The sequence below is a fragment of the Streptomyces sp. NPDC047079 genome (assembly GCF_040643755.1).
Taxonomy (GTDB): domain Bacteria; phylum Actinomycetota; class Actinomycetes; order Streptomycetales; family Streptomycetaceae; genus Streptomyces.
This window is the reverse complement of sequence record NZ_JBEYUZ010000010.1, coordinates 37,380-56,373: the sequence shown is the minus strand read 5'-3', so window position 1 is coordinate 56,373 and position 18,994 is coordinate 37,380. Positions and strand designations below refer to the sequence as shown.

The 18,994-nt window shown below is 68.2% G+C and carries 15 protein-coding genes; 8 read left to right on the top strand and 7 right to left on the bottom strand.

The window, feature by feature from the left end:
* The first annotated feature begins 24 nt into the window (after window positions 1-24).
* The 8 genes from ABZ823_RS15780 (at window position 25) to ABZ823_RS15745 (ending at window position 7,471) form a co-directional block, all read left to right on the top strand.
* A complete protein-coding gene (locus ABZ823_RS15780) occupies window positions 25-1,530 on the top strand; it encodes an aldehyde dehydrogenase (RefSeq protein WP_361659456.1) in 1,506 nt (501 codons plus the stop codon).
* Window positions 1,527-2,216, top strand: a complete 690-nt coding sequence (locus ABZ823_RS15775) for an HAD-IB family phosphatase (protein WP_361659453.1) — start codon at window positions 1,527-1,529, stop codon at window positions 2,214-2,216. Before ABZ823_RS15780 ends, ABZ823_RS15775 begins: the two co-directional genes overlap by 4 nt.
* Entirely contained in the window at window positions 2,216-2,980 is a 765-nt protein-coding gene (locus ABZ823_RS15770) for a glutamine amidotransferase (RefSeq protein WP_361659450.1), read from the top strand. The genes ABZ823_RS15775 and ABZ823_RS15770 overlap by 1 nt, the downstream gene beginning before the upstream one ends.
* Window positions 2,944-3,237, top strand: coding sequence for a PfkB family carbohydrate kinase (locus ABZ823_RS15765; protein WP_361659446.1), 294 nt, complete (start codon window positions 2,944-2,946; stop codon window positions 3,235-3,237). The genes ABZ823_RS15770 and ABZ823_RS15765 overlap by 37 nt, the downstream gene beginning before the upstream one ends.
* A 263-nt stretch (window positions 3,238-3,500) precedes the next feature.
* Complete coding sequence (locus ABZ823_RS15760) at window positions 3,501-4,493, top strand: ribose-phosphate pyrophosphokinase (RefSeq protein WP_361659443.1); 993 nt, start codon at window positions 3,501-3,503, stop codon at window positions 4,491-4,493.
* Window positions 4,494-4,536: 43 nt separating this feature from the next.
* Window positions 4,537-5,841 carry an amidohydrolase family protein gene (locus ABZ823_RS15755; RefSeq protein WP_361659440.1) on the top strand — a complete coding sequence of 435 codons (1,305 nt, stop codon included), beginning with the start codon at window positions 4,537-4,539 and terminating at the stop codon, window positions 5,839-5,841.
* An 84-nt stretch (window positions 5,842-5,925) separates the two neighbouring features.
* A complete protein-coding gene (locus tag ABZ823_RS15750; RefSeq protein WP_361659437.1) occupies window positions 5,926-6,114 on the top strand; it encodes a tautomerase family protein in 189 nt (62 codons plus the stop codon).
* Between the two features lie 406 nt (window positions 6,115-6,520).
* Complete coding sequence (locus tag ABZ823_RS15745; RefSeq protein WP_361659434.1) at window positions 6,521-7,471, top strand: flavin reductase; 951 nt, start codon at window positions 6,521-6,523, stop codon at window positions 7,469-7,471.
* 174 nt (window positions 7,472-7,645) lie between these two features.
* On the opposite strand, the gene ABZ823_RS15740 is transcribed toward ABZ823_RS15745, so the two are convergent.
* From ABZ823_RS15740 to ABZ823_RS15710, 7 genes are all read right to left on the bottom strand, one after another.
* Complete coding sequence (locus ABZ823_RS15740) at window positions 7,646-9,142, bottom strand: carboxylesterase family protein (protein WP_361659432.1); 1,497 nt, start codon at window positions 9,140-9,142, stop codon at window positions 7,646-7,648.
* A gap of 190 nt (window positions 9,143-9,332) precedes the next feature.
* Window positions 9,333-9,863 carry a hypothetical protein gene (locus tag ABZ823_RS15735; protein WP_361659430.1) on the bottom strand — a complete coding sequence of 177 codons (531 nt, stop codon included), beginning with the start codon at window positions 9,861-9,863 and terminating at the stop codon, window positions 9,333-9,335.
* Between the two features lie 214 nt (window positions 9,864-10,077).
* Entirely contained in the window at window positions 10,078-10,749 is a 672-nt protein-coding gene (locus ABZ823_RS15730; RefSeq protein ID WP_361659427.1) for a pyridoxamine 5'-phosphate oxidase family protein, read from the bottom strand.
* Window positions 10,750-10,751: 2 nt separating this feature from the next.
* Window positions 10,752-11,897 carry a globin domain-containing protein gene (locus ABZ823_RS15725; protein ID WP_361659424.1) on the bottom strand — a complete coding sequence of 382 codons (1,146 nt, stop codon included), beginning with the start codon at window positions 11,895-11,897 and terminating at the stop codon, window positions 10,752-10,754.
* Between the two features lie 1,003 nt (window positions 11,898-12,900).
* Complete coding sequence (locus ABZ823_RS15720; protein ID WP_361659421.1) at window positions 12,901-13,986, bottom strand: DNA helicase; 1,086 nt, start codon at window positions 13,984-13,986, stop codon at window positions 12,901-12,903.
* Window positions 13,983-15,854 carry a DUF1998 domain-containing protein gene (locus ABZ823_RS15715; protein WP_361659418.1) on the bottom strand — a complete coding sequence of 624 codons (1,872 nt, stop codon included), beginning with the start codon at window positions 15,852-15,854 and terminating at the stop codon, window positions 13,983-13,985. Before ABZ823_RS15715 ends, ABZ823_RS15720 begins: the two co-directional genes overlap by 4 nt.
* The gene (locus ABZ823_RS15710) at window positions 15,851-18,985 is read right to left on the bottom strand and encodes a helicase-related protein (RefSeq protein WP_361659415.1); all 3,135 of its coding nucleotides are present in this window, start codon (window positions 18,983-18,985) and stop codon (window positions 15,851-15,853) included. Before ABZ823_RS15710 ends, ABZ823_RS15715 begins: the two co-directional genes overlap by 4 nt.
* Window positions 18,986-18,994 lie beyond the last annotated feature (9 nt).

Genomic DNA, 18,994 nt, shown 5'->3' with positions numbered 1-18,994 from the left:
AACATTTGGAGGTCAACGATTCCCATGACGACCAAGACAACAGGATTGCCCATCGCGAACTCAGAGAAGTTCTACATCGATGGGGAGTGGGTCGACCCGTCGACGAACCACACGATCGACGTGGTCGAAGCCTCGACGGAGGAGCTGTACTTCACTGTCGCTGAGGCCGAAGCGGCGGATGTCGCACGAGCAGTGGGAGCGGCTCGCCGAGCCTTTGACGAAGGTCCGTGGCCACGGATGTCGCCGACCCGGCGGGCGGAATACCTCCGCGCCATTGCCCAGGCTGTTGCTGAGCGCGTCGATGACGTGGTCCAGTTGTGGCCACGTGAGTCAGGCGTCATCGCCCGCGTGGTGCCGGCTGTCATGCAGGAGGTCCCGGCGGCGTTCACCTACTACGCCGATCTCGCCGATCGGTACCCGTTCGAGCAGGAGGCACCCACCAGCTCGGGTGAAGGCTTCGGGATGATAGTCGGCGAGCCCGTGGGCGTCGTCGGAGCGATCATCCCGTGGAACACGCCGATGCATCTGATCGCGTACAAGCTCGCCCCCGCGCTGCTCGCCGGGTGCACGGTGATCGTCAAGGCGTCCCCCGAGGCTCCAGGGGCCGCGTACGTGATCGCGGAGATCGCCGAACAGGTCGGGCTCCCCCCGGGTGTTGTGAACGTGCTCACCGCCGACAGGGAGGCGTCCGAGGCGCTGGTGAGCGATCACCGCGTCGACAAGATCACCTTTACCGGTTCCACGGAGGTCGGTAAGAGGATCGCCGGGATCATGGCCGAGCGCATCGGGCGATACACACTTGAGCTCGGAGGCAAGTCGGCGGCCGTCATCCTCGAGGACATGGACATTGCCGAGGCGGCGGACAGCCTGACCGGTGGTACATGCTTTCTCTCCGGTCAGATCTGTGCATCGCTGACCCGGATCATTGTGCCTCGCCATCGGCATGACGAGATGGTCGAGGCCCTCGCTGACCGCTTCTCTCGGATCAAGGTCGGGAACCCGTTCGACCCCAGCGTCGAGATGGGGCCGCTGACCTCACAGCGGCAGCGTGAGCGGGTCGAAGGCTACGTCCAGATCGGCAAGGACGAAGGAGCGACTCTCGCGTTCGGTGGCAGCCGACCCAAGGATCTCGACCGGGGCTGGTTCATTGAGCCGACGGTCTTCGGGAATGTCGACAACTCCTCGCGGATCGCCCAGGAGGAGATCTTCGGACCAGTGATTTCAGTTATCGCCGCGGCGGACGAGGAAGACGCGATCCGTGTCGCGAACGACTCGGTGTTCGGCCTCAATGCTGCTGTGTTCACCCGTGACGCGGCACATGGCCGAGAGGTGGCCAGGCGTTTGCGCGCTGGGACTGTCGGACAGAACGGCAACCGGGCGGACTTCGGGATCGGCTTCGGGGGCTTCAAGCAGTCGGGGATCGGGCGTGAAGGCGGCGTCGCGGGTCTGCTCCCGTACCTGGAGAACAAGACCATAGTGCTCGACCAGAACCCGCGTCTCTCCTCATCCGAAGAGCAGCTGGGAAAGTGAGCAACTCCGCTGGGACCGCTGCCGTCGGCTGCCTCCACGTCTTCGACATGGACGGCACCCTCCTGAGGAGCACCGCCACCATCGAGCTGGCCCGTCAGATGGGCCAGCTCAAGGCTGGGCTGGAAATCGAGAAGAAGTGGGTCGAGGAAAAGATCTCGGACACCGACTTCTGGTTGCGACTCCTCGACATCTGCAAAGGCGCAACCGCTGCCGACCTCGACGAGGCGTTCCAGAACGCGCCCTGGATGAAAGGAATCGCCAGAACCTTCGCAGATATCCGATCTCGCGGTGAGGAGGTGATCGTGATCTCCCAGTCGCCGGCGTTCTTCGTCCGCGGGCTCGAGCTCTGGGGAGCCGACGAGACCTACGGATCGGCCGTGGAGTTGGGAAGCCCGCTGGGGGACTCAGCCACGCTGATGCCAGAAGAGAAGGTGGCGATCACCGAGTCGGCCCTCGCTGCTCGCAGCCTGCGCGCGGATGACTGTGTGGTTTACGGGGACGGCTCCAGCGACGTGGGGCTCTTTACGGCGTTCTCGCACACGGTCGCGGTGAACCCGACGCCCACTTTGGCGCCACTGGCCGCGACGAGCTACGTGGGGACCGACATTCGCGAGGCGTACGCGATGGGTCGCCGGCTCCTCGCTGCATCAACCAGAAAGCACTCCGAGCAAGGAAGTCTAAGCTGATGAGCGTTACCGGGTCGCCGATCAAGGTCCTGTTCGTGGGAGAGTCGTGGGTGAAGCACACGATCCACATGAAGGGCTTCGACCAGTTCCACTCGACCGAGTACGAAGAGGGCGCGGGGTATTTCCTTGACTGCCTCAATGACGCAGGCTTCGACGTCAGCTACGTCCGGGGCCACGAGATCACATTGCAGTTCCCCCGCTCGGTGGAGGAGCTCGACGAGTTCGACGTAGTCGTCATCTCCGACATCGGATCCAACTCCTTCCTGCTGCCCGACGAGACCTTCCTGAGGTCGGAGAAGTCGCCAAACCGGCTCGGCCTGGTGGCGGATTTCGTCCAGCGAGGCGGTGGCCTCGTCATGGTCGGGGGGTATCTTTCCTTCACCGGGATCGACGGTAAGGGCCGATACGGCATGAGCCCGCTTGCCGAGCCGCTGCCGGTGACGATGCTGCCGTATGACGACCGTGTCGAGAGGTCGGAGGGCGTCGAGGTGGAGGTCTGCGAGCCCGATCACCCGGTCCTCGGCGGCACGCCGTCCGACTGGCCGCACCTGCTCGGCTACAACAAGCTCATGGCGAAGCCGGACGCCACCGTCGTGGCGCGGGTGGGCGAGGATCCGATGCTGGTCGTCGGTGAGTACGGCCAGGGCCGCACGGCTGCGTTCGCCTCCGATCTCGCTCCGCACTGGGCACCCCCGGAGTTCCTGGACTGGCCGCACTATGCCGGGATGTGGACGGCCATGCTTTCGTGGACCGCACAGGCGTAGGCAGCGCGGACGCTTGCGGAACAGGTGCCGAGAGTGGCGAGCACGGAGACCCGCCGGTGGAGATGATGGCGGCCGCGGTGGCGTCCCACACCAGGGCGCCGGTGGTCGTCACGTTGGGTGCCAACGGTGTGCTCTCGTGTGGTGCTGACGGAGTCAGCACCACACGAATCCCGGCTGGTTCGGCACGTCGGGTGGTCGACACCACCGGCGCCGGCGACACCTTCAACGGCGTGTTCGCCGCCAGCCTGGAAGGGTGAGGACGTCACCAGTGCGGCTCGTCGCGGCGTGGTGGTTGCGGCGTTGTCGGTCGAGTCGGCGGGAGCGCGCACGAGCATGCCGAGTGCGCCAACGATCGACGTGGTGCCGGCGACCGCCGACAGTACGAACAGTGATTCAGGTGGGCTATCAGTGATTTTTGTTGTCCCGAGTAGAAAGGTTTCTACTTCATGAACTGGAGCACGCACAGTACAGGAGAGTCGGACAGTCGTGCGAGCGTTGGCACCGAAGGACCAGTGATTTCATGAACGCGTGGTTGCAGGCGGAGTCCGGCAGGCGGCTCATGGTGTTCTCGGGCCGCTCCAACGCGCCGCTGGCGGGTGCCATTGCCGAGCTCCTCAAGATCGAGCTCGGCAAAGTGACCCTCAAGACGTTCTCCAGCGGAGAGGTTTACAGCAGGTTCGAGGAATCGATTCGGGGGGCGGATGTCTTCATCGTCCAGCCGATGTGCGCGAACCCCGAGACCGGTGTCAACGCCAACGACTCGCTCCTGGAGCTCCTGGTGATGGTGGACGCTGCCGTCGGTTCGAGCGCACACCGCGTGATCGCAGTGACTCCGTGGTACGGGTACTCGCGGCAGGACAAGAAGTCGGCCCCGCGCGAGCCGATCTCGGCGCGCATGGTGGCGCGCGCTCTCGAGGCGACGGGTGTCGACCGCGTGCTGACGATGGACCTGCACGCCGGCCAACTGCAGGGTTTCTTCGGCATCCCGGTGGACCACATGACCGCCTTGGGTATCCTCGGTGACTACTTCGCCGGCCTCGGCGACGACTTGGTGATCGTCGCTCCGGATGCGGGCCGGGTGAAGCTCAACAAGCAGTTCGCCACCCAGACTGGGGCCGGCCTGGCGATCCTGGACAAGGAGCGGCCGCAGCAGCAGGTCGCCGAGATCAACACCGTCATCGGTGATGTCCGCGGGAAGACCGCGATCGTGATCGACGACATCATCGACACGGCGGGCACGCTGTGCGCAGCAGGAGAGGCGCTCATGCGCGCGGGGGCTCGTCGAGTGCTCGCCGCGGCGACCCACGGCGTCTTCAGCGGGCCTGCGTTCGAGCGACTTGCGGCGTCACCGTTCGAGCGGGTCGTCGTCACGGACACAATCCCGCTCCGCGCAGGTGCTCCTGCCAAGATCGAGGTGCTTTCCTGTGCCCCGTTGCTCGCGGACACGATCAGCAGGATCTTCACCGACGGCTCCGTGAGCGCGGTCTTCGGTGGAAGAAACCACACGTTCTGAGGGGAACAGACATGTCGGATCCAGAGACCTTCCTGGACTTGCGGTGACACCCGGCGACATCGCCATCGAGGGCGGCGTGGTCTGGTCGGGGCCGGGTGAGCACTACGAAGACGGGCTCGTCCACATCCGAGCGGGCACGGTGGTCTACGCAGGGCCAAGGGTAGACGGCAAGGTGCCGCAGGGGACGCCGTGTCTCGACGCAGCGGGTTGCACAGTCCTGCCCGGCCTGATCGACGCACACGTCCACCTGACGACCAACTCCGATCACCACCACGTGATTGCGAGTGATGTCTTCCGCGGCCAGGTGAGCAAGCCGGGCAAGCTGCTGCACGGGTTGCGGAACGCCCACCGATCGCTCGCCGCCGGATTCACGACGCTGCGGGTCATGGGGCACCGCGGCGCCGGAGAGATCGAGCTTCGCGATTTCATCGATGAAGGGCTGGCCGTCGGACCTCGTTTGCTGGTCGCGCCGTGGTGGATCACGATGACGAACGGTCACGGCGATCTGTTCTACCCGCCGTACACACAGCGGGAGCAGTGGGACACGGCGGACGGCATCGACGAGTGCCGCAAGCTGGTGCGGCTCCACGCCAAGGCTGGTGCGGACTTCATCAAGGTGATGGCCAGCGGAGGGATGTCGAAGGGCGAACGGCCGAGCTGGCCAAATTACAGTGCTGCCGAGCTGACTACCATCGTCGAGACGGCCCACGAGTTGGACCTGCGGGTCGCGGCTCACGCACTCTCCGCGGAAGGCATCCGGCGCAGCCTCGCGGCAGGTGTCGACTCCATCGAGCACGGCTCGTACCTCGAGGAAGACATGGCGGCCGAGATGGCTGAGCGTGGAATCTTCCTCGTCCCCACGATGGCCTTCAACGACTGGTGCCAACGGGAGGGGACGCTCCGTGGTCTGACCGCACAGGGGGTGGCTGATCTCAGTGACGCACACGACCGGACCCTCGAGTCGTTCGCACTGGCGCGGGAGGCAGGGGTCAGGGTGGTGATGGGCACCGACTCCTCGGGGACCCTGTGCCCGTTCGGGGCGCACGCTCGAGAGCTCGAACTGTACGTGAAGCACGGCATGTCCACCGACGAGGCGCTCACCACCGCTACGGCGAACGCGGCGTCGCTGCTGGACCGACCGGAGCTCGGCTCACTGCGGCCCGGTGCCGTCGGAGATGTCGTCGTCGTGGAGGGGAACGTGCTTACCGACATCAGTCGCCTGGCCCAGCCCTCCAACATCAGGCACGTCGTGCGGGCTGGGCGTGACCTCAGCGGCTATTTGCGCGGTGTATCGGAGGTGCTCGACCTCCGACCAGCTGAATACCCGACCCGGTCCGACGAGTCCTGATCGACCAGCGACACGACCGAAGCCGACCCACCAGGCTCGACGGTCCTCCCACCCTGGAAACACGAGAGAAGGACAAAGAGAACAATGGCTCACATCGAAGCTTCGTTCTTCAGCAGGCGTTTCGACGACGAGAAGTTCAGCGAGCAGATGGTCGAGGCGCTTACGCATGCGGTCGCCTCGGTCCTGGGCGAGGACGCAGGGAACGACACGACCGTCATCCTGCACAGTGTCGACCCGTCGCGCTGGGGCTACCGCGGCAAGCTGCTGGGCTGAGCAGCGGGGCCCTGCAGACCGGACTCATGCCCGCGACCAGCGGCCTGGCAGACCGACGACTGTTGGCCGACGACAGGCTCGTCGGCCAAGATGTCTACGCCCGCGCGCGACCTGTCCGCACCGAGTACATCTCCAGCTGCATCGAGTCCCGCGGGGGCGAGCCCGAGCCCTGCTACGCGCCGGCATTCGCCCCCATGCCGGCCGCAGCCGGGGCGTCGAGGCGGGAGGCCCTCACCGGGCCCTCCTCCTGGGCCCCTGACGGCAGGTCGTCCGCCCTTCCCCCGCTGTCGGAGTGCAGGAGGTCGATGTCGTGCAAACACCAGCCACACGGGCAGCATTGGCGGGTCCAGTTCAGGAACCGTCACGTCGACCGCCTTTCCCAAGGCAGAACGAGGAGTGGAAGAAGATGTCGGACTTCAAAGACCTGGTGCGTTCGGCCTGGGATGCCGCCTGGAACCACGGGGACTCCGATGCCCTGGACAAGATTGTCCATCCCGACTACGCGTTGGAGAACGCCGGGCTGGGGCGTACCTCGGGACTGGCCGAGCTGAAGGGCCAGGTCCGCGACATGCGGGCCGCCATTCCCAACTTGCAGACGACAGTGGACATGATCGTCGTGGACGGCGACGACTTCGCGATCTTCTGGTCGGCTACGGGGACGTTCATAAACGCATTTGGCGACGTCCCCCCGACAGGCCGTACTCTCCAGGCTCGAGGCGCGATCCAGGGAGCGCTCCGCGAGGGCCGGATCATCCGCGAGCGCGTGACGTGGGACCCCAGCGTCGAGATGCTCTCCGACCTGGGAGTGCCTGGGCTGGAGTCGGCATGCGAGCCAGACGGGACACACGTCGGCGTCGGCGAGCCCGATGAGGGGCCCAGCATCGAGGAGCTCAAGGAGTTCAATCGCAAGTTCGTGACCGGTGTCACGGTGGTGACGGCCATCGACTCCGCTGGTCGACCCCGCGGGCTGGCCGTCAGCGCCTACATGCCCATATCGCTGGATCCGCCGCTGGTGGTCGTGTGTGTGCAGAAGACGTCGTCGACCTACCCTTCGCTCTTCGAGTCCGGGCACCTCGGCATCAACATCATCGCCAACACGCAGCGGGCGGTGGTGGACAGGTTCGCCTCCAAGGCCGAGGACAAGTTCGCCGGGCTCGACTGGCACACCGCACCGGCGGGGTCTCCGCTCATCCGCGGGGCATCCGCCTCGATCGAGGCGGAGATCAAGGAGCGCTTCCGGGCCAAGACCCATGTGGTAATCGTCGCCAGAGTCCGCTATCTGGAGGTCTCCAGCGCGGACCCGATGGTCTACAAGGCCGGGAAGTTCTACGACGGCGCGTCGCTCGAGGAGATCTGAACAGTCCTCGACGATCGCAGGGCTCACCTCCGCAGGCGGATGGGGCATGCGCCTCACGTTCCCCGGCAGCCATCGGGGGCGTAGACCTGCCGTCACGGAAAGGGGCGGATGCCCTGAGCGGCACACGCCGCCTGCCAGGCACCACACCGCTCCCCTGGCACAACGCCGCAGATCTCAGCGCAGGCCGTCCCACAGGGTCCGGAGGCTTCTGCGCGGGTCGTGGTCGGTGGCCGGCACGGCCGCGAAGCGGTGGACGGCCCGGTCGGGGACCCGGTACGCGGACCAGCCGGGATCGCCGGTCGTGGCGAAGGAGACCCAGGCGGCGTGCATCCTGTCCGCGATCGTCTGGGGCGGGGCGTCGCCGAGAAGGTGTGCGAAGGCCGGGTCGGCCAGGTTGTCAAAGACGAAAGGCACGTCGAGCGCGTGACATGCGCCCAGTGCACCGTCGTGGGCGGGCGAGGGCCAGGCGAACTCGTAGACGAAGGCGCGTGCGCCCTGGCGCTCCTGAGCTTCGGCCAGGCGCAGCGCCGGCAGGCGGTAGAACCAGTCGGTGGCGAGCTGCGCGAACAGCTCACCCGGATTCGCTGCGGGGAATGCGGCTCGGTAGGCGGCGGCGCCCCGGCCCGGCGGCAGGCCGTAGGCGGTGGCGGTGCGTTCCACGAGGTCGTCGGTCACCAGGCCACTCAGTCCGGACGGCACCGTGAACAGCCGGAACTCGTCGCTGGTCCAGCCCACCAGGATGTCCACGCCCGCCGCGCAGCCCCCGGTGATCGCTCCCATGGGCGTGCTCGGGAGGGTGTCGTGGTCGACCACGGGCTCGAAGGGCATGAGGTTGAGCGCGGCCTCACCCCACAGGGCCGGGTCGGGGCGGGCGGAGATCTCGCCGCGCATCTGGGACTGGGCGGCCAGCAGGCGTTCTGCCGGTACGGCGGCGAGGTCCGGCCGGGTGGGCGACACTCCGAGGATGGCGGCGAATCGGGCGGCGACCGAGGCGGCACTCGAGCGAGACAACGTGTGGTGGGCCGCGCCGCTCTGCAGGGCCGCGCGATGGAACAGGCCCTTGGCCGCCGGCATGGCCAGCAGGGCTCCGATGCTCATGGCCCCGGCCGACTGACCGGCGACGGTGACGCGATCGGGGTCACCGCCGAAGGAGGTGATGTTGTCGCGCACCCATTCGAGTGCGGCGATCTGGTCCAGCAGGCCGAGGTTGGCCCGTGCGGTGTCACCGGGCCCGAGGTGGAGGAAGCCCTCCGCGCCCAGCCGGTAGTTGAGGGTGACCAGGACGACCCCGTCGCGGGCGAATGCAGTGCCGTCGTAGCCGGTGAGGGAGCCGGTGCCGTTGGTGAAGGCTCCGCCGTGCAGCCAGACCAGTACCGGCAGGCGTCCGGCGGGGTCCGGGGTCCAGATGTTGAGGTTGAGGAAGTCCTCGCCGGGGACGAGGACTTCGGGGAGCAGGCGGTCCATGGGTGGGAGGTACGGCGCCTGGGGGGCGGTAGGACCGTACGCGTCGGCGTCGCGGACGCCGGCCCATACGGCCGGTGGCTGCGGGGGCATGAAACGCAGCGGCCCGGTCGGAGCGGCGGCGTACGGAAGGTTCTTGAAGCAGGCGATGCCGGACGGGCCGGTGACGCCGCGGACCAGGCCGTGGGAGGTCGCGAGGACCGGTCGCATGGTCACTCCTTCACAAAAGGGCTGGGGCCCGCCGCCCAGGCGGGCGGGGCGGCTCGTACACAGCGGGCTGGGAACTCGTGCAGGGCCGGGAAGGGGTCCGCACAAGGCGGGGCGAGCGTTCATGCGGAGCAGGGCGGGCCCCGGCACATGAATGATCCCTGTACAGGGCGGACCCGGACGGCCGGTGGGATCAGCGGACGGCGTTCGCGATGCGCGGCGCGAACTGGGCGTACTCGTCGGCGACCTGCTCGCGGGTCCGTTCGAGGGTGGGACCGAACCACTGTGCGACCTGCACGCCGAGGCCACCGATCGCGGTAACCGCCAGCAGCGGATCGTCCAGCTGGAACTCGCCGCTTCCGATGCCGCGTTCGAGCACGTCGGCGAGGAGGCGGCGGCATTCCTCACGCAACTGGAGCGAGGGTGCGGCCAGCTCGGGCGAGAGGGCGTGCAGTTCGCTGTTGGTGACCACCGCCAGCAGCGGATAGTCGGTATGGAGCAGGACATGGGCGCGGACCAGGGCGGCCAGTTGCCGGGCGGCGCTGTCGCCGCCGGTGCCGGCGGCGGCCTCGGTCAGCCGGGTCCGCATCTCCTCGTGGCCGATGCGTACCAGCTCGGCCAGAACGTGTCCCTTGGACGGGTAATGCGCGTACAAGGTGCGGTGCTGGGCGATCTGCGTGGATGCGGCAGCCCACGGAGCGTCCCGGCAGGGCGAGTTGGACACCCGATCGAGCGGGGTAACGTCCCTGGCCTGCGGACTCCGGTGTCTTGACCCCCTACACGACCTGGCGGGACGCGATCCCCACCGATGGTGCCCCGGGTTCGACCTGAGGGGCGCACGATGGCAATGGCAGATCATTTCGTGGACCCTGCGGCCGCAGGCTGGTCGGCCGAGGCGCCTGGGGTCAGGTGTCGCAGAAGCGGCGAGATGATCAGAATCAGTGGCGGAGCCGCAAGCGGTGTCGCCATGAGGTGCGGCCGGTGTCGGCATCTCCCGCGTCGGGGGCCCGGTGAGAAGGGGCGGACTCCGTGAAGTAGGCGCTGTCCTTGGGACGATTTCTGTCCGTGGCCGGGCGGGGGCGCGGGGCCGGCTCGAGGTGGGGGATGTACTTGGAGCAGTGGACGTAGGCTTCCTCGACGGTGAGGTGGACCCACAGGTGCGGTTGGCGACCGGGTGCGGTGTCGGTCGGCAGATGCGGGTACCAGGCGCGGAGGTCGCGGTCGGTGTACAGCCGCACTGTGCCATTGACGTGCAGCCCTATGTGATCATGAGTGAAGTCCATGAACAGCATGCCGAGGTGGGGGTTCTCGGTCATGTTCCCCGCACTGGCCAGGACACCGTTGCCCCGGTATTCGGGGTAGGTCAGAGTGCGGTCGTCGAGGGAGACGCAGAATCCCGGGGGCCCGGAGCGGAAGCTGCTGTCGCAGGCTCCTCGGGAGTCGGCGGTCGACAGGAACATCATGGTCTGCCGGGCTATGAACTCCCGCATGGCGGGCGTCAGGTAGGGGTGTACCTGGCGGTCGTAGAAGTCGGCCGCTCGGTCAGTGGTGCCGAGCTGCTGCTGCAGCAGTCGTTCACCGAGGGAGCCGGTCGTCTCGGGGCTGTTCACAGCTAATCGGTCTCCTCTTCAGGCGTGGGCGGCCCCAGAGGGGCGGTCAGGACGGGGACGTCCCAGGGGTCGTAGTGGATGTGGTGCGGCGGGACGCCATGACGCCGCAGGGCCTGCATGGCTTCACCGAGCATCTGCGGTGGGCCGCACAGGTACGCCTCGTGCCGGTACCAGGGACCGAATTCCGCAAGTACCTCGGGCAGCGTGCCCTCCAGTCCGGCGATGCGCTCGTGGGAGACCGCGGCCCGGACGCGGAGCCAGTGGTAGCGCTGGGACATGCGCAGCATGTCATCGAGCCCGTACAGTTCGTCCGCCGTTCTGGCGCCGATGAACAGACTGACCTCCCGCGCGTTTCCGATGCCGTTCTGGGCCGCCTGCTCGATCAGGGCGCGTATCGGAGCCAGGCCGGTGCCGCCGGCGACGAAGAGGAGGTCCCGTCCGGCGGTCGGACGCAGCACCATGTCGCCTTCTGGCGGCCCCAGCCGGACTGGGTCTCCCGGACGGGCGTGGTGGACCAGCGCGTTGCTGACCGTGCCTCCGGGCACCGCACGGACGTGGAACGTCAGCTGGGAGTTGGGCCGTGGGGCGTGTGCGGGTGAGTAATGCCGCCACAGCCTCGGCGCCCACGGCGTCTCGATGCTCACGTACTGGCCCGCCACGAAGGGGTACGGCAGCTGTGGCTGGATGGTGATCTCAGCGATTCCGTGTCCGCGGTGCACGTGCTTGACGATGTGCGCGTGCCACACGGCCGGCCGGTGACGCGCGTCCTCCTCGGCGGCGCGGGCCATCACGTCCGCGGCAGCGGTGTAGGCACGCTGCCAAGCCGCCGCCACCTCGGGACTCCAGGCCGGGCCCGCGTAGTGGGAGAGGGCTTGCAGCAGGCATTCGCCGACGGCCGGGTAATGGGCGCTTTGCGTGCCGAACTTGCGGTGGCCACGCCCGAGACGGGAGCAGAACGCGACGAGGTTACCGGGGTCGTCGACCAGTTCCACGATGCGCAGCAGACCTCGGACCAGACGTTCCCGCTGGACGTCGAGTTCGGCCGGGAACAAGTCCCTGACCTGTGGATGACGCGCAAAGAGGATGTCGTAGAAGTACACGGCCAGCTCGGCGACGTGAGGTGCGACAACCGCCAGGCTGCCCCGCACCAGCGCGACGTCCTCAGCACTGACAGGGGGATGGGCGGGCGCCGCGTGATGGGCCACCGTGGCGGGGGCCGGGCCCGGTGGGGCGGCTCTGTTCCATCCGTCCGCCGGCCCCGGCGGCGTGTCTGGGTCCCGGGTGTGCTGCATGGACCGGAATCTGCCCGTCACCGTTGATCCCAGGTGTGTTCCGTCGCCGATGCCGCACCGGCGTGAAGGCAGAGCCTCTCGTCCAGCTCCGTGGTACGCGCAAGGTGTGTCGGCTCAGTCCGCATCACTGCGGGACGGAATCGTCCGCCCACCCCGCTCGCTCGTTTCCGCGCGGAGAGGACGGCACCCAGCCTGGATGAGCCGAGGAACTCCCTCCGGACCATCCCCGGTGCCGGGCGGCGCCGAGCAGACCCGCTACGAACTGTGCACGTCTGCCGTGGGGGACGGCTTCTGGCACGGACTTCACCGAGGTGCGGCTTGGGTGCGACATGCGTGGTACCAGTGCGCTGGCGAGCGCTGTACATGGAACACGTACCTTTCTCTCACCGCGTCGGCGCACTCGGCAAGAGCAGGGCGACGGCGTCGTCGGGCGCTGGGCCCAGGCTGCCGGGAGCCCCCGCACGTGTGCGAACAGGTCCTGTGCCGACAGCCCGGCTGCCTGGGACGGGGAACCGCCAGGCGCCCGTCACCCTAGCGTTCGAGGGTACTCACATGTGTCCCGGGATCCCGTTGAACGAGGTTCACGGGGTTACCGGGCAGTAGGAGGGCGTCCGCGGTTCGCCTCCGGCCTGGGCGGGGCTACGACCCTGAGTGTGACCTCTGTTCGTGCCTGCGCGCCCGTTGCAGTACACGGTTAGCCGCCGCGGGCCCCCTCCCCCGGCTCCGGCCGGAGGATGACTCGTCGAGACAGGACATCGTTGCTGGTCGTTCGCCTCTCGACGATGCGGTCACGAGGTTGGAGAAAGCCGGGCAGGGAGAGGGATGACCACACCGGCACGCTGGGCGGGACGCGTCTCGGTCAGCCGCGCAGCAGTGCGCCCGTACCCACCTCGGCGAGCAGCGGTGGCTCGTTCTGCCCCTCGTAGGCGAGGTGAAGCTCGCGCCTGGCACGGGTGGCCAGCACGTAGTAGGTCATCCGCAGGGCCGCCGAGGTCGGATCGGTAGCAGCGTCGGTGTGCGTGTCGGGGATGACGACCGTGTCGAAACCCAGTCCCTTCGCGCTGGCGCGGTGGACGAGGACGATACCCGGGCGGGCGAGGTCCAGGGTGCGATAGCGGCCCTTCACTGCCTGGGATGTGTACAGCTGGGGCTTCAGCCATGGTGCTCTGTTCTCCAGGCTGCCAAGCAGCGAGAACTGCGTGTGCCGGGAGTTGACGATCACGCCGATGGTGTGGCCGGGATGTTGCTGTGCCAGCGTGATCAGCAAGTCTGCTGCGCCGCGTTCGGGCAGCCTGTGCACGCGCGGTGGCGGCCCGTCCCGGTCGGGGACGGCGGGCATGCCGGCGCCCGTGTGAAAGTGCGCGGCGAACGCGGCGATCTGGCGGGTGTTCCGGTGATTGCCGTCGAGTTCGACGCGCGTGCAGTTGCCGAGGCGGTGGGCGATGTCCTCCAGCGTGGAGTTCGTGTCGGTCAGCCGCTGGCACTCATCGGCAAATACCGTGATGCGGCCCCCGAGGAGCCTGCACAGCCGGTAGAACTCGGGCGGCAGGTCCTGGCCTTCGTCGATGACCAGGGTCAGACCGGGGTCCCGTTCGGCTTCGGCAGCACGCTCGAAGAAGGCCGGCCAGTCGTACCAGCCGTCTTCGGCACGTGGAGGTTTGGGGCCGTACCAGTTGTCCAGCCATGAGTGCGCTGTGGCCACGCGAACGCTGCGGTCTCTGGGTCCCAGCGCATGGGCGGTGGACGCCAAGGACTGGTGGAGCAGATGGGAGCGTGTGAGCAGGACGGCCGGGGTGCCGGTCAGTGCCAGCATCACGGCGCGCTGGGCTGCCAGAAGGCTCTTGCCACTGCCGGGCGGGCCGCTGATCAGATGGTTGCCGTCGAACGGCAGGTTGTCGAGCGCGGACCGCTGCTCCGGCATGAGGTCCAGGTAGGTGAGCGTCATGAGGGGATCTGCTCCAGGGCTGCGGCAGCCGCTGCGCGGGCGGCTGTGACGATCGGTTCGAAGTAGCCGGGCACCTGTTCACCGCCCACGACGAGGGCGCGGTCCAGCAGCGTGTTGCCGGACTCGCAACTGGTCTCGGGCAACAGGGCGCACGCGTGGCAGGCGGCCCGGTTGAGGTTGCCGAAGCCCTGCCCGGCGTGTTCCGCGCACAACGGGTCGGCGGAGCACCAGGCCGCCGCCTCGGTCATCCGCAGCAGTGTTTCCGCCAAGCGGGGCGGTTCGCCCTGGCGCACGAGTCCGCCCAGAGTGCCTTCGGCGTCTCCGGCGGCGGTGTAGACGAGGATGCCGTACTGGTCCTGCTCAGGGCGGGCGTAAATGCGTTCGCGCAGGCTCGCCGTCGTGTAGCCGGACTCGAAGGACAACTGGCGGATGAGAAGGTGCGCGAGCGTGTGCAGGAGAACTAACCTCGGCGAGAGCTCCGCTCCGGTGAGGGCCTCCAGCCGGTCCTTCTGGAAGGCTCGGTCAAGATCGGCACGCATACCGGCGACGCGGCGACGCACTCGGTCGTCCGCTTCCCACTCGGCCAGTGCCTCCTTGTCGAGGGTGAGGAAGATGCCTTCGCCGAATATCTCTACGGCGGGCAGCCACTTCAGGCGCCGTGCGGTGTCGGCGGGCACGACTGTCGCGTCGGGGGACACCCTGGTGAAACCGGACAGCGCGCGCACTTCTCTCAACCGGTCTGCGAGCAGGACGCGGCCGATGCGACGCCGCAGCCCCACCCAGGGTTCCATGGTCTCCTGCGCCAGGTCGAGCGTGGTCGCGCGCAGCGCGAAGTCACGGGTGGCGGGCGGTACGGGAGCCATGAACGCCGCCCACTCCTCGCGGCTGAGGTCGGGGCGCACGGGCGCGGCGGCCGGCCCGGACGCGGCGGCCGGCCCGGACGCGGCGGCCACAGGCTGTCCGGTCTCCTCGGCCAGGAGGACATCCAGCAGGGCGTCGTCCGCTCCGGTGTCATCCTTGATCATTTCGCGGAAGACCTCGGCGCGCGGGGTCGCGGCGACCTTGCACAGGGAGACCCACAGGTCGTGCTCACGCACCCTGCTCGCGAGTGTCTCGTCGGCGTACACCGCGGTTTCCGTCTCGGGTATGTCGAGGGCCGAGTGCACCACGGGGTAGTACAGATTGCCTGCGGTTCGCTGAACTATCTGGACCGGCTTGACGCATTCCACCGCCTCGTTGGCCCGCTGCCACGGGTTGCGCCCGGAGCAGCGCATGCCGTGCGTGCCGAGGATGTCGAGCAGGTCACGCACGGCTCCACAGCCCTTCGCCGCGCACACGACCGACAAGGCTTCGAGGCCGGAGGCCCGCTCGGAGACCAGGAAGCGCAGCTTCTCCCGTTCGGTGCATTCCCGGCGCTCGGTGGCCTCGCGCCGCGAATGGGACCAGAACCACCAGTCGATGTCTCCGAGATGGCCGGCGGAGCAGATCTGCACGAACCTCATGGGCGCCAAAGTGGGTCCGGGTGAGCAGGACTGGCAACGCGGCGGCTGTCCCGGCTTCTCGTCGGCGATGCGCCAGCGCTTCATACGCCGGCAGGCGCCGCAGAACAGCCAGGACGGGAAGCGGATGTAGGGAGCGCCGGGCGCGTCCGGTACGTCGTACCGCTCGTTGGGGGTGGGCGGGGCGGCGTAGAAGCCGGTGACGCCGAGGCGCGCGGCCAGCCTGGTCGACTCCACGCGCTGCTTGGCGCGCTGCGGCCAGTCCCCGATGCCGGTGGCCACGAACGATTCGCCCTGGATGTCGAAGACGGCTCCGACCCCGAACGGCAGGACGGTCTGCGACTGACGTACCCGAAGTGTCCGGCTCACAGGTCCGCTCCCTTCACCACTACCTGGCATTCCCGGTCGACGTTGCGCATGGAGTTGGGGGTCTCCCACAGGCCGTAGCGCTGTTCGAAACTCTTGATCAGGTTGGACTGGCCCTTGCCCTGGCTGCGGTAGTACAGCTCCCGGCCCTCCTTGCGCGCCTCGCGAGCGGCGTCCTCCCAGTCGGCCAGGAGTTCACCGAGTTCCTGGCGCACGGCCTCGGCGGCGAGGCCCTCACCTGCGGCGACCACCCGTGCCGTCAGCTCATCGGCCAGCGATTCGGCTTCCGTCATCCTGTCGAGAACTCCTCCGGCCTGGTTCTCCGCGGCCAGGCCGAGACGGTGTCGTACGAGGATGACGAGCGCGGCATGGAGTGCCCGTCGCCGCGAAGGCACCGACCACGGTGTGACGCTGGTCGGCTCGACGTGCCGGTAGAGCGAGCGGTGGTACACGTCGAACGTCTCGTAGTGCGAGCGGTCGCGGGGGCGGGTCGCGTTGAAGAACGTGACGACGAGACCTGGTACGGCGTGCCGGCCCACGCGGCTGGTGGCCTGGATGTATTCGGCCGTCGTCTTGGGCTGCCCCTGCATCAGCATGAGCGACAGCCGCTTCACATCGACGCCCACGGACAGCATGTTCGTGCAGGGCAGGAAGGACACCGACTGCTCGTCCTGCCAGCTCTTCTCGAGCCGGTCGAGCAGAACCGGCTGCTCCGCCCGCGGCAGGTTGCTCGTCAGTTCCTGCACCTGATGGTCCCGCAACTCGCGTACGCCTGCTCCGGCACCGGAGTCCAGGCCCTTCAACTGGGCCGGGATGTCGTCGGCCGCGGCCGTGACGGTGCGCCCGAGTTCTCGCAGGCTGTGGTGGTAGGCGACCAGGGTCCAGTAGTCGTCGCGGTTCTCCAGGGGAAGTTCCCAGGCGCCCTGAAGCATGGCCGCGGCGGTGGCAACGGAGGCACGGCCCGCGGTGTGGCCCTGGGCCATGACCCCGAGGTACAGCCGTCCTGGGCGCGACGTGTCGGGTTCGGCGAAGTACGAGTGCCTGGCGTCGAGTCCGGCGGGCGGGAAAAGCTGCACGTCACTGCCGTACAGTGCGCGAATCTGCTCACCGGAGCGGCGGATGGTCGCCGTCGAGGCCACCACCTTGGGACTGATTCCCTCGGTCGTGGTGCACAAGCCGAGGACCGCCGACTCATACAGGCCGACGGTGGTGCCGAGAGGGCCGGTGAGCAGATGCAGCTCGTCCTGGATGACGAGGGTCGGCGGCAGGTTCCCGGTGCCGGCGCCGAACAGCCGCCCGGCACGCGGCTCCCAGGCCAGCCGGGCGAACTTGTCCACGGTGCCGAGGACGAATGTGGGCGGACGGTCGTACAACTGCTCGTCCACGACACCGACGGGCAGCTCGTCGTGGAAGGCGCAATCGTCGCGGGGGCAGAAGAAGGCGAAGGAGTCGGCTGCCGCCCGCACACCGTAGTCCCCGATGTCCGGGGACTTGTGGGAGGGAACTATGCGCGTGCCGCACCAGGGGCACCGGTCCAGGATGAACACGTCGTCCGGCTTGGCAGCCCTGCGTACCTCCTCGAACTTGGTGCGGGCGGTGTCGTAGGAGTTCGGCGAGGTGGCCTCGCCCACCCAAAGGCCGATGGAGAACGGCTCGTGTCCGTAGGTCTCGGGATCGGCGCGGCGCAGGGTCTCCAGGGCACAGACGGTGGTGGCCGCCCGCTGGAACTGCTGGGTGGTCAGCAGGCTGAGGGTGTAGCGGCTGAGCACCGCGGTCCCGCCGCCGTCGGCGGCGGTGCGACGCAGAAGCATGACGAAGGCGGCCAGGAGCAGGTACGCCTCGGTCTTTCCACCACCGGTGGGGAACCAGATCAGGTCGGTGGTGCCGCGGTCGGGGTGCCGGGGATCGGCGATGCCGTCCACGGCCAGGAGGAAGAAGGCGAGCTGGAACGGCCGCCAGGTCGCGTCCGCGTGCGGCGCCGGGTCGAGCAGAACGGGGTCACGGCGGGCGCGCCGCTCGCCGGCCTGGTCGTGGGCCGAGTGCCGCATCTGCAGCGCCATGGCATGGTTCGCCACTCGGAAAGCACGCAGCAGTTCGGGGCGGCGCGGGTCACAGAGTGTGCGCACACCCGACTCGATGCGCGCGACCGCCGCACCGATGCGTTCGAGGATCCGATCAGCGGCGTCCCGCCCCCATTCGGGGATGTCCGCATTGAGTTGTCCCACGTACCAGGCGCGATAGTGGGCGGCGAACTCGCTCAGTTCTTCACGGAGCTGCTCCACTGAGACATCGGGGTCTGCCAGATGCAGGACGTTGAGGACGGGCGTGTCGGTGAGGCCCGCGGCCCGGGTGCCGCTGACCTCGGCCTGCGGCATGACGGCCGCCCGCACTCCGGTCACGAGCCCGGTGTCCTCGTCGCGCAGCTCCTCCACGGCGCACCCGTGCCCGACGGCATGCGTCTGTACGTGCCGGTACTGCAGTCGCAGTTCCTGTTCCTCGAGGTCGCGGCTGGCCAGCCGGATGCTCGGGTAAGGCAGCACGGTCCCGTCCACGGGCCGGGCGGTCAGGCCCACCTGGAAGAGCATGCGGTCCCACTGGGCGGCTTTGCCGAGAGCCTGCTCGTGGTGTGCGACGTTGACCAGGGCCACGGTGATCAGATGCCCGCTGCCGAACGTCCGGCGGCGAACCCGGATCTCAGCCCGGCCGTCCAGGACGAGCACGCGATCGCGGCCCGCTCCGAGTGTGTGCGTCTCGGGGTCGAGCGGAACCCTCTTCCAACGCCGGCCTCGTTCGCCCGTCGCCGCCTTGGTCTCGTAACGGGCACCGGAACAGCTCACGGTCACAGTGGTCGTGTCGGTGTAGAAGCTCAGTCCCAGGGATGACGGCAGCCAGGAGTTGGCCTCGGGAACGGGATCCGTGGACGGAGCCGTGTCGTCGGCCCGCGCTTCGGTGCCGAGGCCGTCCGGCTCCTCCGCCGCGAGGTCCAGTTGCCGCCGGAGGTCCGCCTCCTGCGGGTAGAGGGTGCCCATGAGGTACTGCCGGTCGGGCGGGGCATCGAGGGTCTCGTGCTCTCCGGCTACCGGGCCGACGAGTTGGCGGTGCAGGTAGTCGACGAGCTCTTGCCGGGCGTCCATGGTGCTCCT